Annotated in this window: 16 protein-coding genes, 4 tRNA genes and 1 other RNA gene; 9 read left to right on the forward strand and 12 right to left on the reverse strand. The window is 54.7% G+C overall.

Annotated features, from left to right (window positions below; genetic code table 11):
* Positions 1 to 19: 19 nt before the first annotated feature.
* From cysM to K6L24_RS05875, 4 genes are all read left to right on the forward strand, one after another.
* A complete protein-coding gene (gene cysM / locus K6L24_RS05860; RefSeq protein ID WP_062744891.1) occupies positions 20 to 898 on the forward strand; it encodes a cysteine synthase CysM in 879 nt (292 codons plus the stop codon).
* 164 nt (positions 899 to 1062) lie between these two features.
* Positions 1063 to 1743 (forward strand): response regulator transcription factor, encoded by a 681-nt coding sequence (locus K6L24_RS05865; protein WP_062744893.1) that lies wholly within the window; start codon positions 1063 to 1065, stop codon positions 1741 to 1743.
* On the forward strand, positions 1740 to 3092 hold the full coding sequence (locus K6L24_RS05870) for an ATP-binding protein (RefSeq protein ID WP_222682041.1): 1353 nt from the start codon (positions 1740 to 1742) through the stop codon (positions 3090 to 3092). The genes K6L24_RS05865 and K6L24_RS05870 overlap by 4 nt, the downstream gene beginning before the upstream one ends.
* A gap of 40 nt (positions 3093 to 3132) precedes the next feature.
* A complete protein-coding gene (locus K6L24_RS05875) occupies positions 3133 to 3822 on the forward strand; it encodes a GntR family transcriptional regulator (RefSeq protein WP_062744897.1) in 690 nt (229 codons plus the stop codon).
* Between the two features lie 66 nt (positions 3823 to 3888).
* Here K6L24_RS05875 and crr read toward each other — a convergent pair whose 3' ends face one another.
* The 5 genes from crr to cysZ form a co-directional block, all read right to left on the reverse strand.
* Positions 3889 to 4392 (reverse strand): PTS glucose transporter subunit IIA, encoded by a 504-nt coding sequence (crr, locus tag K6L24_RS05880; RefSeq protein WP_062744899.1) that lies wholly within the window; start codon positions 4390 to 4392, stop codon positions 3889 to 3891.
* Positions 4393 to 4435: 43 nt separating this feature from the next.
* Positions 4436 to 6163 carry a phosphoenolpyruvate-protein phosphotransferase PtsI gene (gene ptsI / locus K6L24_RS05885; protein ID WP_118663545.1) on the reverse strand — a complete coding sequence of 576 codons (1728 nt, stop codon included), beginning with the start codon at positions 6161 to 6163 and terminating at the stop codon, positions 4436 to 4438.
* Positions 6164 to 6378: 215 nt separating this feature from the next.
* A complete protein-coding gene (gene ptsH / locus K6L24_RS05890; protein WP_034916267.1) occupies positions 6379 to 6636 on the reverse strand; it encodes a phosphocarrier protein Hpr in 258 nt (85 codons plus the stop codon).
* 393 nt (positions 6637 to 7029) lie between these two features.
* Positions 7030 to 8001, reverse strand: a complete 972-nt coding sequence (cysK, locus tag K6L24_RS05895; RefSeq protein ID WP_062744905.1) for a cysteine synthase A — start codon at positions 7999 to 8001, stop codon at positions 7030 to 7032.
* A gap of 219 nt (positions 8002 to 8220) precedes the next feature.
* Complete coding sequence (cysZ, locus tag K6L24_RS05900; protein ID WP_062744907.1) at positions 8221 to 8982, reverse strand: sulfate transporter CysZ; 762 nt, start codon at positions 8980 to 8982, stop codon at positions 8221 to 8223.
* Positions 8983 to 9202: 220 nt separating this feature from the next.
* Here cysZ and zipA point away from each other — a divergent pair, with 220 nt between their 5' ends.
* The 3 genes from zipA to K6L24_RS05915 all read left to right on the forward strand — a co-directional run bounded on the left by zipA (position 9203) and on the right by K6L24_RS05915 (position 12470).
* Positions 9203 to 10159, forward strand: coding sequence for a cell division protein ZipA (gene zipA / locus K6L24_RS05905; RefSeq protein WP_062744910.1), 957 nt, complete (start codon positions 9203 to 9205; stop codon positions 10157 to 10159).
* A gap of 69 nt (positions 10160 to 10228) precedes the next feature.
* Entirely contained in the window at positions 10229 to 12241 is a 2013-nt protein-coding gene (ligA, locus tag K6L24_RS05910; RefSeq protein WP_222682042.1) for an NAD-dependent DNA ligase LigA, read from the forward strand.
* Between the two features lies 1 nt (position 12242).
* Positions 12243 to 12470, forward strand: a complete 228-nt coding sequence (locus tag K6L24_RS05915) for a DUF3820 family protein (RefSeq protein ID WP_062744914.1) — start codon at positions 12243 to 12245, stop codon at positions 12468 to 12470.
* Positions 12471 to 12477: 7 nt separating this feature from the next.
* Here K6L24_RS05915 and K6L24_RS05920 read toward each other — a convergent pair whose 3' ends face one another.
* Complete coding sequence (locus tag K6L24_RS05920; protein ID WP_137268750.1) at positions 12478 to 13500, reverse strand: bile acid:sodium symporter family protein; 1023 nt, start codon at positions 13498 to 13500, stop codon at positions 12478 to 12480.
* 94 nt (positions 13501 to 13594) lie between these two features.
* Between K6L24_RS05920 and K6L24_RS05925 the strand changes: the two genes are divergently transcribed.
* Positions 13595 to 14515: a LysR family transcriptional regulator gene (locus K6L24_RS05925; RefSeq protein WP_222682043.1), complete on the forward strand. Its 921-nt coding sequence runs from the start codon at positions 13595 to 13597 to the stop codon at positions 14513 to 14515.
* On the opposite strand, the gene K6L24_RS05930 is transcribed toward K6L24_RS05925, so the two are convergent.
* Complete coding sequence (locus K6L24_RS05930) at positions 14512 to 14856, reverse strand: FlxA-like family protein (RefSeq protein ID WP_062744920.1); 345 nt, start codon at positions 14854 to 14856, stop codon at positions 14512 to 14514. The two genes, K6L24_RS05925 and K6L24_RS05930, sit on opposite strands and share 4 nt — an antisense overlap.
* A 194-nt stretch (positions 14857 to 15050) precedes the next feature.
* Here K6L24_RS05930 and K6L24_RS05935 point away from each other — a divergent pair, with 194 nt between their 5' ends.
* Positions 15051 to 15815: an SDR family NAD(P)-dependent oxidoreductase gene (locus tag K6L24_RS05935; protein WP_118663550.1), complete on the forward strand. Its 765-nt coding sequence runs from the start codon at positions 15051 to 15053 to the stop codon at positions 15813 to 15815.
* Between the two features lie 114 nt (positions 15816 to 15929).
* On the opposite strand, the gene K6L24_RS05940 is transcribed toward K6L24_RS05935, so the two are convergent.
* The 5 genes from K6L24_RS05940 to K6L24_RS05960 all read right to left on the reverse strand — a co-directional run bounded on the left by K6L24_RS05940 (position 15930) and on the right by K6L24_RS05960 (position 16479).
* A non-coding RNA gene (locus tag K6L24_RS05940) (RtT sRNA) lies at positions 15930 to 16054 on the reverse strand.
* A gap of 31 nt (positions 16055 to 16085) precedes the next feature.
* Positions 16086 to 16161, reverse strand: a tRNA-Lys gene (locus K6L24_RS05945).
* A gap of 4 nt (positions 16162 to 16165) precedes the next feature.
* A tRNA-Val gene (locus K6L24_RS05950) sits at positions 16166 to 16241 on the reverse strand.
* A gap of 34 nt (positions 16242 to 16275) precedes the next feature.
* Positions 16276 to 16351, reverse strand: a tRNA-Val gene (locus K6L24_RS05955).
* Between the two features lie 52 nt (positions 16352 to 16403).
* Positions 16404 to 16479, reverse strand: a tRNA-Val gene (locus tag K6L24_RS05960).
* Positions 16480 to 16637 lie beyond the last annotated feature (158 nt).

The following is a 16637-nucleotide window of genomic DNA, read 5'->3' on the forward strand; positions in this document are numbered from 1 at the left end:
TCATGCCGGGAACCACATCTTGACCACACTCGAAAATACCATCGGCAATACGCCGCTGATCAGGCTGCAGCGTCTGACGCCCGCCAACGGCAGCGAGATCTGGCTGAAGCTGGAAGGCAATAATCCGGCCGGCTCGGTGAAAGATCGCGCAGCGCTGTCGATGATCCAGCAGGCAGAGCTGCGCGGGGAAATTCACCCCGGCGACGTGTTGATCGAAGCGACCAGCGGTAACACGGGTATTGCGCTGGCGATGATCGCCGCCATGAAGGGTTATGTCTTAAAACTGCTGATGCCGGACAATATGAGCATTGAGCGGCAGGCTGCCATGCGTGCCTACGGGGCAGAGCTGATCCTGGTGAGCCGCGAGCAGGGAATGGAAGGGGCGCGCGACCTGGCGAAGGAGATGGCGGCACGGGGTGAGGGAAAAGTGCTGGATCAGTTCAATAACCCGGATAATCCGCTGGGGCATTATCTGACCACCGGACCGGAGATCTGGCAACAGACGGCAGGGCGCCTGACCCATTTCGTTTCCAGCATGGGTACCACGGGCACCATTACTGGCGTCGGGCACTACCTGAAAGAACAGGATCAGACGATAAAGATTGTCGGTCTGCAGCCTTCAGAAGGCAGCAGCATCCCCGGTATTCGTCGCTGGCCAGCGGCCTATCTGCCGGGTATTTTCCGTCCGGAGTTGGTGGATCAGGTGATGGATATGTCCCAGCAGGACGCAGAGCAGACTATGCGGCAGCTCGCACGGCGCGAAGGGATCTTCTGTGGCGTCAGCTCCGGTGGTGCCGTAGCAGGTGCGCTGCGCATCGCTGAAGCGCATCCCGGCAGCATTATTGTGGCCATCGTCTGCGATCGTGGCGATCGCTATCTCTCCACCGGCGTCTACTGATCCCCCTTATCTGTTTCAGCGGTGGAACCTTCTGCCGCTGACCCTCTCTAATCCGCCCTGACACTTTCCCCCGTCGTTGAGTAGACTGTAAGGATTGGGTAAAAGCGGCTGCGAAGTCGTCCGGAACAGGCGAAAATAGCGGCAATACCATTGAGAGATCCTGTATGAAAATTTTACTGGTCGATGACGACCTCGAACTGGGCACCATGCTCAGTGAGTACCTGATTGCCGAAGGCTTTGATGCTTCACTGGTGTTAACGGGGAAGGCGGGGGTAGAAGGGGCGCTCTCCGGCGGCTACAGCGCGATGATCCTTGATATTATGCTGCCCGACATGAGCGGCATCGATGTGCTGCGTCAGGTGCGCCAGCAGGGGCGCCTGCCGGTCATCATGCTGACGGCGAAGGGCGATAATATCGACCGGGTCATCGGACTGGAAATGGGGGCCGATGATTATATGCCTAAGCCCTGCTACCCGCGAGAGCTGGTGGCGCGGCTGCGTGCAGTGCTGCGACGCGTGGAAGAGCAACCGGTGGTGGCGGAGAATAATGCGGTCGTTAGCTGGGGGGCGCTGACGCTGAACCCGGCCACTCGCGTTAGTGAATGGCAGAAAACACCGTTTGACCTGACCGCTTCTGAGTTTAACCTGCTGGATCTGTTGCTGCGTTCGCCTGACCGCGTGGTGTCGAAAGATGAACTGTCGGAGAAAGGCCTCGGGCGGCCACGTGAAGCCTACGATCGCAGTGTCGACGTGCATATCAGTAATATTCGCCAGAAACTGGCGGCACTCACGCACGAGACCATCACTATCGAAACGGTACGCAGCATTGGTTACCGTATCCGATGAAAACCGGGTTTCGTGGGTTTCTTTTCTGGAAAATTCTGCTGGGTTTCTGGCTGACCTATATTGCGATTACCCAGCTGCTCTGGTTGGGTTTTAGCATGTATGGCAAACACCATGAGCCCCCTGAAAACAGGGCGACAAAACGCATTGTCAACCTGCAGATGACCTCGGCGGTATCGGTACTGCAGCGCGGCGGGCTGGAAGCACTGAACGATATGATGGTGGACTGGCCCCCCAGCGATCGGCGTTTTTTTTCCGTCAGGCAGGTGACCCGCCCGCCTCAGAAAGTGGAGCCTCGTGATGATTTAAATCGCGATCTCGCGCCCGGTGCGTTCCCAAAAGAAGTGACAGAATGGGTGACCGGTGCCGATGGCCGCCATTATCAGTTGCAATACGATGTGGCCGGTCTGCGTGCTGACAGCAGGATGGAGGGGCATCCGCGCAGTATTCTCAATATGCCGGAACCTCTCTTTATCGTCGGAGCGGTGTGCGGGCTACTCTTCAGCCTGTTCCTTGCCTGGAATCTGACGCGCCCGATGCGCCAGTTGCGTGCCGGTTTTGCCCGGGTATCTAAAGGGGATCTTTCTGTCCGGTTATTCCCTCAGTTGCGCCGCCGGCATGATGAGTTTTCCATGGTGGCGCGGGATTTCGATGCCATGGTAGAACGCCTCTCGGTGCTGGTGAAAGCGCGTGAAGAGCTGCTCCATGATGTGTCCCACGAGCTGCGGTCCCCGCTTGCACGCCTGCAGCTGGCGACGGGGCTGGCACGTCAGACGCCAGAGTCTGTTGGCGCCTCGCTTGACCGCATTGATGAGGAGGCGCGTCGCCTCGATAAGATGATCGGCGAATTACTCACCTTATCGCGGGCCGAGCATCAGGCTCTGCCGGATGAGCAGTATTTCGATCTGCTGGGACTGCTGAAGGCCGTTGTCAATGATGCGCGTTACGAAGCTCAGGTTCCCGGAGTGGAGATCGTGCTTAACGCCGATGAACAGCAGGATTACACTGTGAAGGGGGAGGCGAACCTGATCCGTTCTGCCGTGGAAAACGTTATACGCAACGCGCTGCGCTTTTCCGTTTTTGGTCAACAGGTCGTTATCAGCCTGCGTCAGGAGCAGGGCTGGCTGGTGATCGGCGTGCGTGATTTTGGTCCCGGGGTGGAAGCTGACAAGCTTTCCAGTATTTTTGATCCCTTTGTCCGCGTTAATTCGCCCCTGTCGGGTAAAGGCTATGGGCTGGGTTTGTCCATCGTGCGTAAAGTGGTGATTGCCCATCAGGGGGAGGTCAGTGCAGCTAATGCGCGCGATGGTGGGCTGGAACTCACCCTCCGTTTACCCCATTGGGTGGTGTAAATTCCAGCATTAGCGGTTGGGTAATTAATTGAGGTAAGAGATGAACGGTGTGTCCAGCGCCAGACAGCAGGAAATTCAGCGTATTGTCGATGCGCTGTCGACGGCGATTGCACAGCGCAGGCTGGCGCCCGGTACCCGCCTGGTGGAAGCGCAGATTGTGGAGGTGCTGTCGGCTAACCGTAACCACGTGCAGGCGGCCCTTCAGCGGCTGGCATTGCAGCACATTGTCACCATTTCCCCAAATCGCGGTGCCAAAGTGGCACAGCCTGAGGCGCGTGAGGCGCGCGAAGTGTTTATCGCCCGTCGGGCGTTAGAGCGCGCGATGCTGGCCGGCATCAGCGTTGAAAAGATGGCAAGCTATGAACAGGAGCTGGAGGCCCATCTTCAGGCAGAACGGGAGGCGATCGCGGGAAACGATCGCCGTGATATCATCCGGGTTCTCAGTCATTTCCACCTGCTGCTGGCCCGGATTAGCGACAACAGGGTGCTGAGTGAAATGCTCGATAATCTGATGGTGCGCAGCTCGCTGATAGTCGCCCTGTACCAGCGTAATGAAACGCCAGCATGCCAGTGTGATGAACACCTTGCCGTGGTCACCGCGCTGAGGGCCGGTGCGGTCGCCCGCGCGCAGGCGATTATGGATGAGCACTTGCATCACCTGGAACGTCAGCTGGCCCTCGAGGAGGGGCCACAGGCCCCCTTTACCCTGCTTGATGCGTTAACCCTGTAATTCCCTTATTCAGGCAAAAAAAAAGCCCCCTGACATCATCAGAGGGCTTTTTAACGAGGGTCGCTGTTACTTCTTGATGCGGATAACCGGGGTTTCACCCACGACAACATTACCCGTCAGCTTCACCAGCTCTTTGATCTCATCCATATTAGAGATCACCACTGGGGTCAGCGTTGATTTTGCTTTCTCTTCCAGCAGCGCCAGATCAAACTCGATGACCACGTCGCCTTTTTTGACTTTCTGACCTTCTTCAGCGATGCGCTTAAAGCCTTCGCCTTTCAGCTCAACCGTATCAATCCCGAAGTGGACAAACAGCTCAATGCCGTTGTCTGACTCAATGGAAAAAGCATGGTTGGTTTCGAAAATTTTGCCAATGGTACCATCGACCGGCGCAACCATTTTATTGCCGGTGGGTTTGATAGCGATACCGTCGCCAACAATTTTCTCTGCAAACACCACATCCGGCACGTCTTCGATATTGACGATTTCACCCGACAGGGGGGCTACGATCTCGATAGTGCCTGATGCGGAATCAGACTTATCGCCAAAAAGTTTTGAAAACAAACCCATGTTCTTCTCCTAAGCAGTAATTTTGGGCCAGCGTGTCTCTAACTCAGCAGAGTGTTTTTTCTTCAATGAACTTATTGACCAGGTTCATCAACTCGTCCGCTGTAGGTTGAGCAAGAGCCTGCTCTGCCAATGCCTTCGCATCTTCAAAATTCGTATTACGAATAATTTTTTTGATGCGTGGAATAGAAATGGCACTCATGCTGAATTCGTCCAGCCCCATTCCCAATAACAGTAGTGTAGCACGTTCGTCGCCTGCCAGCTCACCGCACATGCCAGTCCATTTACCTTCGGCATGAGAAGCATCAATAACCTGCTTGATCAGCGTCAGTACGGAAGGAGACATTGGGTTGTAGAGATGGGAGATCAGGTCATTACCACGGTCAACTGCCAGAGTATACTGCGTCAGGTCGTTTGTCCCAATACTGAAGAAATCAACTTCTTTCGCCAGGTGGTGAGCAATGACGGCTGAGGCCGGTGTTTCCACCATAATGCCCACTTCAATGCTTTCGTCGAAGGCTTTGCCTTCTTCGCGCAGCTGCGCTTTCAGCGTTTCCAGTTCGGCTTTCAGGAAGCGAACTTCCTCAACGGCGATAATCATTGGGAACATGATACGCAGTTTACCGAATGCAGAAGCACGCAGGATGGCACGCAGCTGGGCGTGGAGAATTTCAGGACGGTCCATGGCGATACGGATCGCACGCCAGCCAAGGAACGGGTTATCTTCTTTCGGCAGGTTCATGTACGGCAGGTCTTTGTCACCGCCGATGTCCATGGTGCGGACAATCACGGCCTGCGCACCGACGGCTTCAGCAACAGCTTTGTAAGCCTGGAACTGCTCGTCTTCCGTCGGCAGGGATTCACGATCCATAAACAGGAATTCAGTGCGGTACAGGCCGACACCTTCAGCGCCGTTACGTTCTGCACCGGCGACGTCGCGCACGGTACCGATGTTCGCGCACACTTCTACCTGATGGCCGTCGAGGGTGATTGCCGGCAGGTCTTTCAGTTTCGCCAGCTCGTTTTTCTCGCTGAGGTACTGATGGGCTACGGCTTTCAGCTCTTCGATTTTTTCAGCAGTCGGGTTAACGTACACCTGATTATTGACGCCATCGAGGATCAGGAAATCATCATTTTTGACCTGGCTGGTCACATCACCAGTACCGACGATAGCAGGCAGTTCGAGAGAGCGCGCCATGATCGAGGTGTGCGAAGTGCGGCCACCGATATCGGTGATAAAGCCCAGCACTTTGTTCAGGTTCAGCTGTGCCGTTTCTGACGGGGTCAGATCTTTCGCAATCAGCAGGACTTCTTCATTGATGGCGCTGAGATCAACAATATGCAGGCCAAGAATGTTTTGCAGCAGGCGTTTGCCGATATCACGTACGTCGGCAGCACGTTCTTTCAGATACTCGTCATCGAGTTCTTCCAGTGCCTTAGCCTGACCTTCAATCACAGAAAAGGCAGCAGCATCCGCAGTGGCATGCTCGTCTTTGATCAGGGCGATGATTTCCTGCTCCAGTTCTTCATCTTCCAGCAGCATAATATGCCCTTCGAAGATCGCTTCTTTCTCTTCACCGAAGGTTTCCCCGGCTTTGATTTTGATCGCTTCAAGCTGCACGGCAGCTTTTTTACGACCATCAAGAAAACGTTGAACTTCCTGATCGACCTGGTCGGCAGAAATCTTTTTCCGGTTGATGATTATCTCATCTTCTTTCAGCAGAAGCGCCTTGCCGAAAGCGATACCCGGTGATGCTAAAATGCCTGAAATCATAACCCTACCTTTTCTTTCTTTGAAAATCATCTGGGGCGGAGAACCGCGGATGACTGCATCGGTTAATCCACTCAGCGAGCCGGAAAGTGCATACCGTTTGTTTCGTCAGTTTTTGGCTACTTTACGAAAACAACATCGCGAACGTACTGTTCGCGATCAATATTGCTTACTTATGTCCGGAAACACGTCGCTGGACAAGCTGGAATGCGAGTGGATTACTCCAGCTCCGCCATCAGTTTAACCAGATGCTCAACGGCTTTCTGCTCATCTTCGCCTTCAGCTGACAGCGTGACGACGGTCCCCTGAGTCAGACCCAGAGTCTGCAACTTGAACAGGCTCTTCGCGCTGGCAGATTTACCGTTAGAGGTCACGGTGATTTCCGAAGCAAAAGCTTTGGCTTCTTTTACGAACTGAGCGGCTGGACGAGTGTGCAGGCCATTTGGTGCGGTAATGGTGACTTCTTGCTGGAACATTATGTTTCCCCAACTTAATTTGGTTTGGTGTTATTGATCTAAAGTCTAGCCTGGTGGCTGAACTTTAGCCTGTAGTGAGTCGCGCTGGCATGGTACAAAGACTGGCCAAAAAATGCGCTGGTAAGGTGGAGTGAAGATCGAGGATGAATGCGGAATTCCCTCTTTCTTTTCCACTACCCATTATGCCGCTATTTCTCTTTGTGCGCCAAACCAGTAAATCGATTCAGCTTGATCCAGTTCACGCGGCGATTAATTTTACGGATCGAAATAATTGGCAGCTTAAATACCAGACACCAGAGGGTAAAATCAATCGGTAGGGTGGTAAAAGTTTGAAGCAGCCCACAAAAAAGCACCCGCACGGGTGCTTTTTCAGACAATTTCGGCTTTCTGGCACTACTGTTGCAGTTCTTTTTCAGTGAACAGATCGGCAAACAGGGCGGTGGAGAGATAGCGTTCGCCGGAAGAGGGGAGGATCACGACGATATTTTTATTAGCGAAAGCCTCATCTTCCTGCAGTTTTAAGGCGGCAGCGACGGCAGCACCGGAAGAGATACCGGCCAGAATCCCTTCTTCTTCCATCAGGCGACGTGCGGTTAAAATGGCCTCTTCATTGGAGATAGCCACCACGCGGTCAACCAGGTTGAGATCGAGGTTGCCAGGGATAAAACCGGCACCAATACCCTGAATCTTATGCGGGCCGGGCTTAATTTCTTCACCGGCTATCGCCTGGGCAATCACCGGAGAGTCGGTCGGTTCGACCGCGACGGTAATCAGCGCTTTTTTACCTTGCGTATTTTTGATGTAGCGGCTGACGCCGGTCAGCGTTCCACCCGTACCCACACCAGCGATAAACACATCGACCTCACCATCGGTGTCTTCCCAGATTTCAGGGCCAGTGGTCTTTTCATGGATTTCCGGGTTAGCCGGGTTGCTGAACTGCTGCAGCAGAACAAACCGATCAGGATCGCCGGCCACAATCTCTTCTGCTTTGCTGATGGCGCCTTTCATGCCTTTGGCCCCTTCCGTCAGCACCAGGTTTGCGCCCAGCGCTTTCAGCAGCTTACGGCGCTCCACGCTCATGGTTTCGGGCATCGTCAGCGTCAGCTTATAACCGCGTGCGGCGGCGACATAGGCCAGCGCAATACCGGTGTTACCGCTGGTGGGTTCGACCAGCTCAATACCCGGCTTCAGGATCCCGCGTTTCTCTGCGTCCCAAATCATATTGGCACCGATACGGCATTTGACACTGAAGCTAGGGTTACGCGACTCCACTTTTGCCAGAATGCGTCCATTACCGATGCGGTTCAGTCGAACCAGCGGCGTATGACCGATTGTTAAAGAGTTGTCTTCATAGATCTTACTCATAGCCCGTCCTTAACTGTATGAAATATTGGCAACGCTTAGAGCATACCTTGTTCATTTAGCCAGTGAAGTGAAGAAATCGTATATAGATATGTTCTGCTGAAATAAGGCCTGACGAAATGGCATAAGCCAGAAATGACGGGGGCATCAATGCGAAATTCAGGATGCCGCTGCGGGATTTGAGAGGGAGCGGGTCGCCAGGCACGACCCGCTGTGCGTGTTCTATCGGTTCAGCGCCAGCTGCGGACGATATTTTTCTACCCACATCGCCGTCGCGCCGCAGACGGCAACGGGCATAATGACCAGATTCAGCAGCGGGATCATGGTGAACAGGCTGACCAGAGCACCGAACTGCATATGTTCCGTTTTGTTCTGTCGCAGTGCGGTACGCATGTCCCGGAAGCTGACTTTGTGATTATCAAAGGGGAAGTCACAGTACTGAATCGACAGCATCCACGCGCTGAACAGGAACCACAGCACCGGGGCCACCGTCTGACCAAATCCGGGCACAAAATAGAGTAGCAGCAGTACCAGCGCCCGCGGCAGATACCAGGCCAGCTTTTGCCACTCACGTTTCATGATACGCGGCAGGTCTTTTACCAGGCCGCTCCAGCCGTTATCGGGCAGCGGTTTGCCGGTCAGGCGACCTTCGAGTTGTTCAGAGAGCAGGCCACAAAAAGGGGCGGCTATCCAGTTAGCGATAGTGGAGAAAAAATAGCTGAAGACTAAAATAATCGACAGGACCGTTAGCGGCCAGATCAGATAGCCGAGCCACTGCAACCAGCCGGGGATCATCGCCATCATTTGCGGTATCCAGTGTCCCAGACGGTCAAACAGCCAGATAAAGGCACCGCCCATCAGAATGATGTTGACCAGCAGGGGGAGCAGCACAAAACGCCGGATGCCGGGAAGCATGATCAGCTTCCATCCCCGGGCAAAAAAGTGGACGCCATTGTGTGACGGGTCAGAATTGTGAAGTGACATGTACTGCTTTTCTCCATTAAACGGGCAGGCAGGGGGTATCATAACTCAGCTTTTTTTCCTTACCAGAGGGGGTTTGAGCGAAAAAACAGCAAAAAAGCGTCCTCATAGCGGGATATTTGTCAGAAAATACTGCACAGACTTGCACTTGTGTACCTGGGCAAATACAGTTAGAGGATAAAGTTTGCCGCGGTGGCAAGGTATTGGAACAACAGAGAATACAATGATGCAGGATTTGCGTCTGATATTAATCGTTGTTGGCGCGATCGCCATAATAGCGCTTCTCCTTCACGGCTTGTGGACCAGCCGTAAAGAGCGCTCATCTGTTTTTCGCGATCGCCCGCACAAGCGTTTAAAGCAGGACAGAGAAGAAGCGTTCGAAGACGAGGAAGAGGGCGTGGGTGAAGTGCGTGTCCAGCGCAGCCAGCCTGAGCCGTCGGAGCCTTCCCTGGGTGGATTTAATGCCGGGGATGAGCCACCGCGTCAGCCAAAACCTCGCCATCCCTCGGAACCGGTGCGTCATCAGCCTGTGGTCGATGAGCAACCTGAATCCGATCCGCTGTTTGGCGGTGAGTTTCAGCACGCCCCGGAACCGGATTACGAGGCACCTGAACCCGTACGCCATGCTGAACCCGTGCGCCAGGCACCGTCGGTTAGCAGACCGCCAGAGCCGCCTCAGCCTCAACCAGCGGCCGGGGCTGTCCAGCCTCCGTCAGATGAAGAGATCGCAGAGGCGAAGCAGGCAGAAGCCCGTCGTAAAGAGACCGTACTGGTTCTGCATGTCTCCGCCCATGCCGGCGGCAGCATCAGCGGTGAAGCACTTCTGCAGGGTGTACTGCAGGCCGGCTTCCAGTTTGGCGAAATGAATATATTCCACCGCCATCTGAACCCGGCGGGCAGTGGCCCGGTGCTGTTCAGCCTGGCGAATATGGTTAAACCGGGGTCGTTTAATCCGGACAACATGTCTGATTTCACCACTCCGGGCGTGTCGATCTTTATGATGGTGCCGTCCTACGGCGATGCGCATCAGAACTTTAAGCTGATGCTGCAGTCCGCCCAACGCATTGCCGATGATGTCGGCGGCGTGGTGCTGGATGATGAACGCCGCATGATGACACCACAGAAGCTGGAAACGTATAAAGCGCGTATCCGCGATGTGATTGACGCCAACGCGCAGTAAATATTACCTGAATCATAATCTTCCCAAACCCCCGACCTTCGGGGGTTTTTTATCTCTGATGGTGCCGCTATGGAATCCGTTAAACATCAAATCACAAACTTGGTAATCCTTTTACGTCATCACGACCATTGTTACCATGTCCTCGATGCACCTGAAGTGCCTGATTCAGAATACGATCGGCTTCGAAACGAACTACGTGAACTTGAAGAGGCTAATCCGCATTTAGTTCCTCCAGATTCGCCTTCAAAGCGCGTGGGTGCTGCGCCATTAAGTATTTTTGAATCAGTGCATCACGAAGTACCAATGCTATCGCTGGATAATGCCTTTAATGAAGAGAGCTACCTGGCATTTGACAAGCGTGTGAAAGACCGCCTGAAAAGCAGTGATGACATCACCTTCTGCTGTGAACTGAAATTGGATGGGTTGGCGGTCAGCCTGCTGTATGAAGACGGCCTTCTTGTTCGTGCAGCTACGCGAGGTGATGGCAGTACGGGTGAAAATATTACGGCTAACGTGCGCACTATTCGCGCTATTCCTTTACGCTTACTTGGTGAAAATATCCCAGAGCGGATGGAAGTGCGTGGCGAAGTATTTATGCCACAACCCGGGTTTGAAAAAATGAATGATGAGGCACGCCGCACCGGCAGTAAGGTATTTGCCAATCCGCGTAATGCGGCGGCCGGTTCACTGCGCCAGCTTGACCCGCGCATTACCGCCAGACGCCCTCTGACGTTCTTCTGCTATGGTCTGGGTCTGCTGGAGGGGGGCGAGATGCCGCGCAGCCATATGGGCCGCCTGCAGCAGTTTAAAGCCTGGGGGTTACCGGTCAGCGATCGTGTGCGCCTCTGCCACAATGCTGAAGAAGTGTTAGCTTTTTACCGGGAAGTGGAAGTGGCCCGCCCGACGCTCGGATTCGATATTGACGGCGTGGTGATTAAAGTCGACTCCCTGGATCTGCAGGAGCAGCTGGGCTTTGTCGCTCGTGCTCCTCGCTGGGCTATTGCCTTTAAGTTTCCTGCCCAGGAGCAGATGACCCTGGTGCGTGACGTGGAGTTTCAGGTCGGGCGTACCGGGGCGATCACGCCGGTGGCACGTCTGGAGCCGGTGCTGGTGGCCGGGGTGATAGTGAGCAACGCCACGCTGCACAATGCCGATGAAATTGAGCGACTGGGGTTAAAAATCGGTGACCGTGTGACGATCCGCCGTGCGGGCGATGTGATCCCGAAAGTCGTCAGCGTGGTGGAACACGCTGAAAATGCGCGGGACGTCGTGTTCCCGACCCACTGTCCGGTCTGTGGCTCGGACGTTGAGCGGGTGGAAGGTGAAGTCGTTGCCCGTTGCACCGGTGGGCTCATCTGCGGTGCCCAGCGCAAAGGCGCGCTGAAACACTTCGTTTCCCGTCGTGCGCTGGATATTGACGGCATGGGCGAAAAGATTATCGATCAGCTGGTCGAAAAAGAGTACGTCCTGAACCCGGCCGACCTGTTTGATCTGACCGCAGGCAAACTGACCGGGCTGGATCGTATGGGGCCAAAGTCTGCTCAGAACGTCGTGGATGCGCTGGCAAAAGCGAAGCACACCACGTTTGCCCGCTTCCTGTATGCCCTGGGCATCAGTGAAGTCGGGGAGGCCACGGCTGCAAACCTGGCCGCCCATTTCGGTACTCTTGAGGCGCTGATGGCCGCCGATCTCGACGCGCTCATCGCGGTGCCGGACGTCGGCAAAGTGGTTGCCAGCCACGTACGTAACTTCCTGGATGAAGAGAGCAACCGCGAGGTCATCCGGCTGCTGGTGGAAAAAGCCGGGATCACCTGGCCTGACGTGGTGGTGGTCAAAGCGGAAGAGATCGACAGCCCCTTTGCCGGTAAAACCGTCGTCCTGACCGGTTCTCTGACCGTGCTTTCGCGGGATGAAGCCAAAGATCGGCTGGTGGCGCTGGGGGCAAAAGTCAGCGGTAGCGTGTCAAAGAAAACCGATCTGGTGATCGCCGGAGAAGCCGCAGGCTCCAAGCTGGTTAAGGCGCAGGAGCTGGGCATTGAGGTGATCGACGAAGCGGAAATGATACGTTTACTGGGTGAATGAGATGGAAAAACAGCACCTGATCGAGATTGCCAACACCGTGATGCCCTTTGGTAAATACAAGGGGCGGGTGCTGATTGACCTGCCTGAAGAATATTTACTGTGGTTTGCCCGCAAAGACGAGTTTCCTCAGGGTCACCTGGGGGAACTGATGCAGATCGCGCTGGCGATCAAAATAGAGGGGCTGGAAGGGTTGGTGAAACCGTTGAAACGGGGCCATCAGGCCCCGTAAAAGAGGATTACTTCTGCGATTCCATCACGGCGGGTTTGTGCTCGTCTGCCTTTTTCTGCGCAGCCAGTTTCTCACCGGCCTTTTTATAACGCTGCGCCAGCATGGAACAGACCATCAGCTGGATCTGATGGAAGATCATCAGCGGCAGCACAATGATCCCCACGGCGGCTGACGGGAACAGAATATTGGCCATCGGCACGCCGTTTGCCAGACTCTTTTTCGACCCGCAGAAGAGAATGGTAATCTCATCCTCACGGTTAAAGCGAAACAGCCGCGCAGCGGCCAGATTAATGGCCAGTACCACAAACAGCAGCCCCAGACTCCCCACGCCAATCCACACCAGCGTCATCACGCCCACACGGTGCCAGATACCGTTCACCACCGCCTCGCTGAAGGCCGAGTAGACCACCAGCAGAATAGACGTCTGGTCGGTTTTACCAATCAACCCGCGGTTTCTTTCCACCCAGCCGGCAATCCAGCGGCGTGACAGATTACCGAGTAAAAACGGTACCAGCAGCTGCAGCATAATTTTACCCATCTGCTCCAGGCTTCCACCGACGGCGTCAGTGTGGACATTCATTAACAGTCCAACCAGCAGCGGCGAGATAAAGACGCCAAGCAGGCTGGAGGCAGAGGCGCTGCACACGGCTGCCGCGACGTTACCGCCCGCCAGCGAGGTCAGCGCAATTGACGACTGCACGGTGGCGGGCAGAATGGTCAGGTACATAAAGCCGGTATAAATCTCAACACTGAGGTTTAACGGATGCCACCAGACCAGCAGCATCCCCAGGGCAGGGAACAGGACGAAAGTACTGAACATCACCCACAGATGCAGACGCCAGTGTCCGCCGCCGGCAATGATTTTTTCCCGCGACAGCTTGGCCCCGTGCATAAAGAACAGCAGGGCGATGGCGATGGTGGTCATCCATTCAAAGAAATCAACAAAGTAGCCGCGGGCGGGCAGGAAGGAGGCCAGCAGCACGGTGATAATCAGCTTCAACATCAGTGGATCAATACGAAATATGCCCATTGTTAATGCCCGGTTAAAAAATGATGCGGCTATTGTGCTCTGCCGGGGTTTAGAAATAAAATTAATTTATTGAATTCATATATGAGTAGAATCGATGAATTATACGTTGCGTCAGCTGCGGGTGTTTGTGGCGGTGGCCCAGCAGAGAAGTTTCAGCCAGGCCGGACAGCTGATCGGGCTCAGCCAGTCGGCGGTCAGTCACAGCATTAAAGAGCTGGAAACGGAGATGGGGATAAGGCTGCTGGATCGCACCACGCGTGAGGTGCTGCTGACCGAGGCGGGGGAACAGCTTGCCAGCCGCCTTGAGCGATTACTGGAGGAGCTGAACACCACGCTGCTGGATGTGCGCAGTTACGGCCATCATCGCAGCGGTACGGTGCGCGTGGCTGCCAGTCAGACCCCTTCTGCCCACCTGATGCCGCAGTGTCTGGCAGCTGGGCAGCAGCACTACCCGGAGATCAAAGTGTTGCTGCGCGACCGCCCGCAGCAGTGGGTGCTGCAAAGTATCCGCAATGCAGAGGTGGATTTTGGCATTGTCGTCGGGCCGCTACAGGCAGACGATCTGGAGTGTGAGGCTATCCTGGATGAACCCTTTTTGCTGCTGTGTCGTCAGGATGATCCCCTGGCGCAGCCGCCGACGGTTTACTGGCACATGCTTAACCACCGCACGCTGGTGCTGCAGGATTATGCCTCAGGCAGTCGGGTACTGATTGATGAGGCGCTGCGCGGCCAGCAAGTACAGGCAGAGATAGCACAGGAGATTGGCCATCCGGCAACCTTGTTTCCCATGGTGGAGGCGGGGATCGGTATCAGTATTTTACCGGCGCTGGCGCTGCCATTACCCCAGGGGCGACCGTTGCTGGTGCGTCGCATTGTACCGGAGATCAACCGCAGCATTATGCTGGTCAGGCGTAAAAACCGCTCGCTGACGCCAGCGGCAGAAGCTATATGGCAGGAAGTGCGCCAGCAGGCGGAGCTGCTGACGCAGCAACGTGCCAGCGCATCGCCTTTTTAGATATAGACGTTCAGCTTATTATTTTCGGTCGGACGGTTAACCCCGTCGGCCAGTTTACTGCTGCCAGTGTCCGCTGCCTTACTGGCTTCCTGCATTTCGGCGGCTTTTTCTGCCTGCTGCTGCTGGATTTGCGCTAACTGCGCTTCCAGCATCATGATCTGATTTTCGATCATCTGCTGCTGTTTTGCTTTCTGGTCTTCATCCATGGTCGTATCACCGGCCATGCTTTTCAGCTGTTCCTGCAGTCTGGCAATCTGTTTGCTGATGCTGGCGGTTTGTGAACCTGTATCGCCGCCCCCTGAGCCGCCCGATACACTGCTGCTGGTATTGATGGTTGTCATTACTGTCTCCTTTGTATTTAACCACTACGGGTTATCGGAAGGTATTGCCGGAGACTTGAGGCCGATAAGCGTAAAACGCGTGATAAAAAAGTGAAAAGGAAGCTTTCCAGAGAAGGTGAGTTAGCTCTTTTACATTAATTTTCTTACGTAGGTTGCTGTAATATAACGGGTGCTTTTAACTCAAGGAGAGAACAATGAAGCGATTTACAGGACGTATTGCTCTTATCACCGGCGCGGGTTCCGGTATTGGCCAGGCAACGGTATTACGATTTTTAAGTGAAGGGGCAACCGTCATTGCCGCTGATATTATGCCAGAAGGGCTGGCCACTACGCGTAAGATGGCTGAACACGCAGGGTATGATGAGCGGTTAACCACACGCGAAGTGGATATTTCCAGCGAGTCTTCCGTGCGGCAACAGGTTGCGGAGGCCATCGAACAGGCCGGACGACTGGATGTATTAGTCAATGCAGCGGGCATTTTGCGCTCCAGCCATACTCACCTGACCAGCCTGGAGTTTTGGAACCGCATGCTGGCTGTGAACCTGACCGGCACTTTCCTGGTGACGCGTGAGGCATTACCCGCGTTGCTGAAAACCGGTAATGGCGTGGTGGTCAACTTCAGTTCAACCTCAGCCAGCTTTGCTCATCCCTATATGGCGGCTTATGCGGCGACGAAGGGAGGTATTCAGTCATTCACTCATTCGATTGCTTCCGAATATGCCCGGCAGGGATTACGTGCGGTAGCCGTCGCACCGGGCAGTATTGCCTCCGGAATGACAAACGATCCCGGTCTGCCCGCAGATGCGGATATGTCGCTGTTCAGTAAGATGTCGCCGGCGCTGGGGCAGGGGTTTGCGTCACCGGATTCCGTTGCGGGGGTGATCGCCATGTTTGCCTCAGACGACGGCAAGTTTATTACCGGCACCGAACTGCGCATTGATGGCGGCACGCATATGTAATGGCGTTTTCGCCCGTTCGTGCTGAGGAACGTTGCAGGAGGTGACTGCTTTTCACTCACTCCTCAGCACAAATCTCACACAGCAAAAAGGCGCCTTTAGGGCGCCTTTCTACATTGGTGGGTCGTGCAGGATGACTCGGCGTTGCCTCGCCCTCCGGGTCGTTGCCTTCAGCAACGCTGTCTCACTGCGCTCGACATGAACCTGCTGCAGGTTCGAACCCCGCCCGGGTGACAGATAGCAAAAAGGCGCCTTTAGGGCGCCTTTCTACATTGGTGGGTCGTGCAGGATTCGAACCTGCGACCAATTGATTAAAAGTCAACTGCTCTACCAACTGAGCTAACGACCCGATATGGTGGGTGATGACGGGCTCGAACCGCCGACCCCCTCCGTGTAAAGGAGATGCTCTACCAACTGAGCTAATCACCCATATCGTACTGCTGCCAGACAATCTACCGAGATATGGTGGGTGATGACGGGCTCGAACCGCCGACCCCCTCCGTGTAAAGGAGATGCTCTACCAACTGAGCTAATCACCCACATCTCAAATCTCTGGGTACTGCATTTCGCGGGCATCATTCACATAATGAATGGTGGGTGATGACGGGCTCGAACCGCCGACCCCCTCCGTGTAAAGGAGATGCTCTACCAACTGAGCTAATCACCCCCGCTGTGTGGAGTCGCATTATAGGGAAGCGCGGAAATGAGTCAACGCTTTTTCCGCGTAAAATGTGTGTTCGTCGTAAAAATAGTCAGGATGTTCCCATTTCAGGCAAAAACAGAGGCTTGCTATCGGAAAGTCTCTGCTCTGTCATGCTGCAAACA

The organism is Erwinia persicina, from assembly GCF_019844095.1.
Taxonomy (GTDB): domain Bacteria; phylum Pseudomonadota; class Gammaproteobacteria; order Enterobacterales; family Enterobacteriaceae; genus Erwinia; species Erwinia persicina.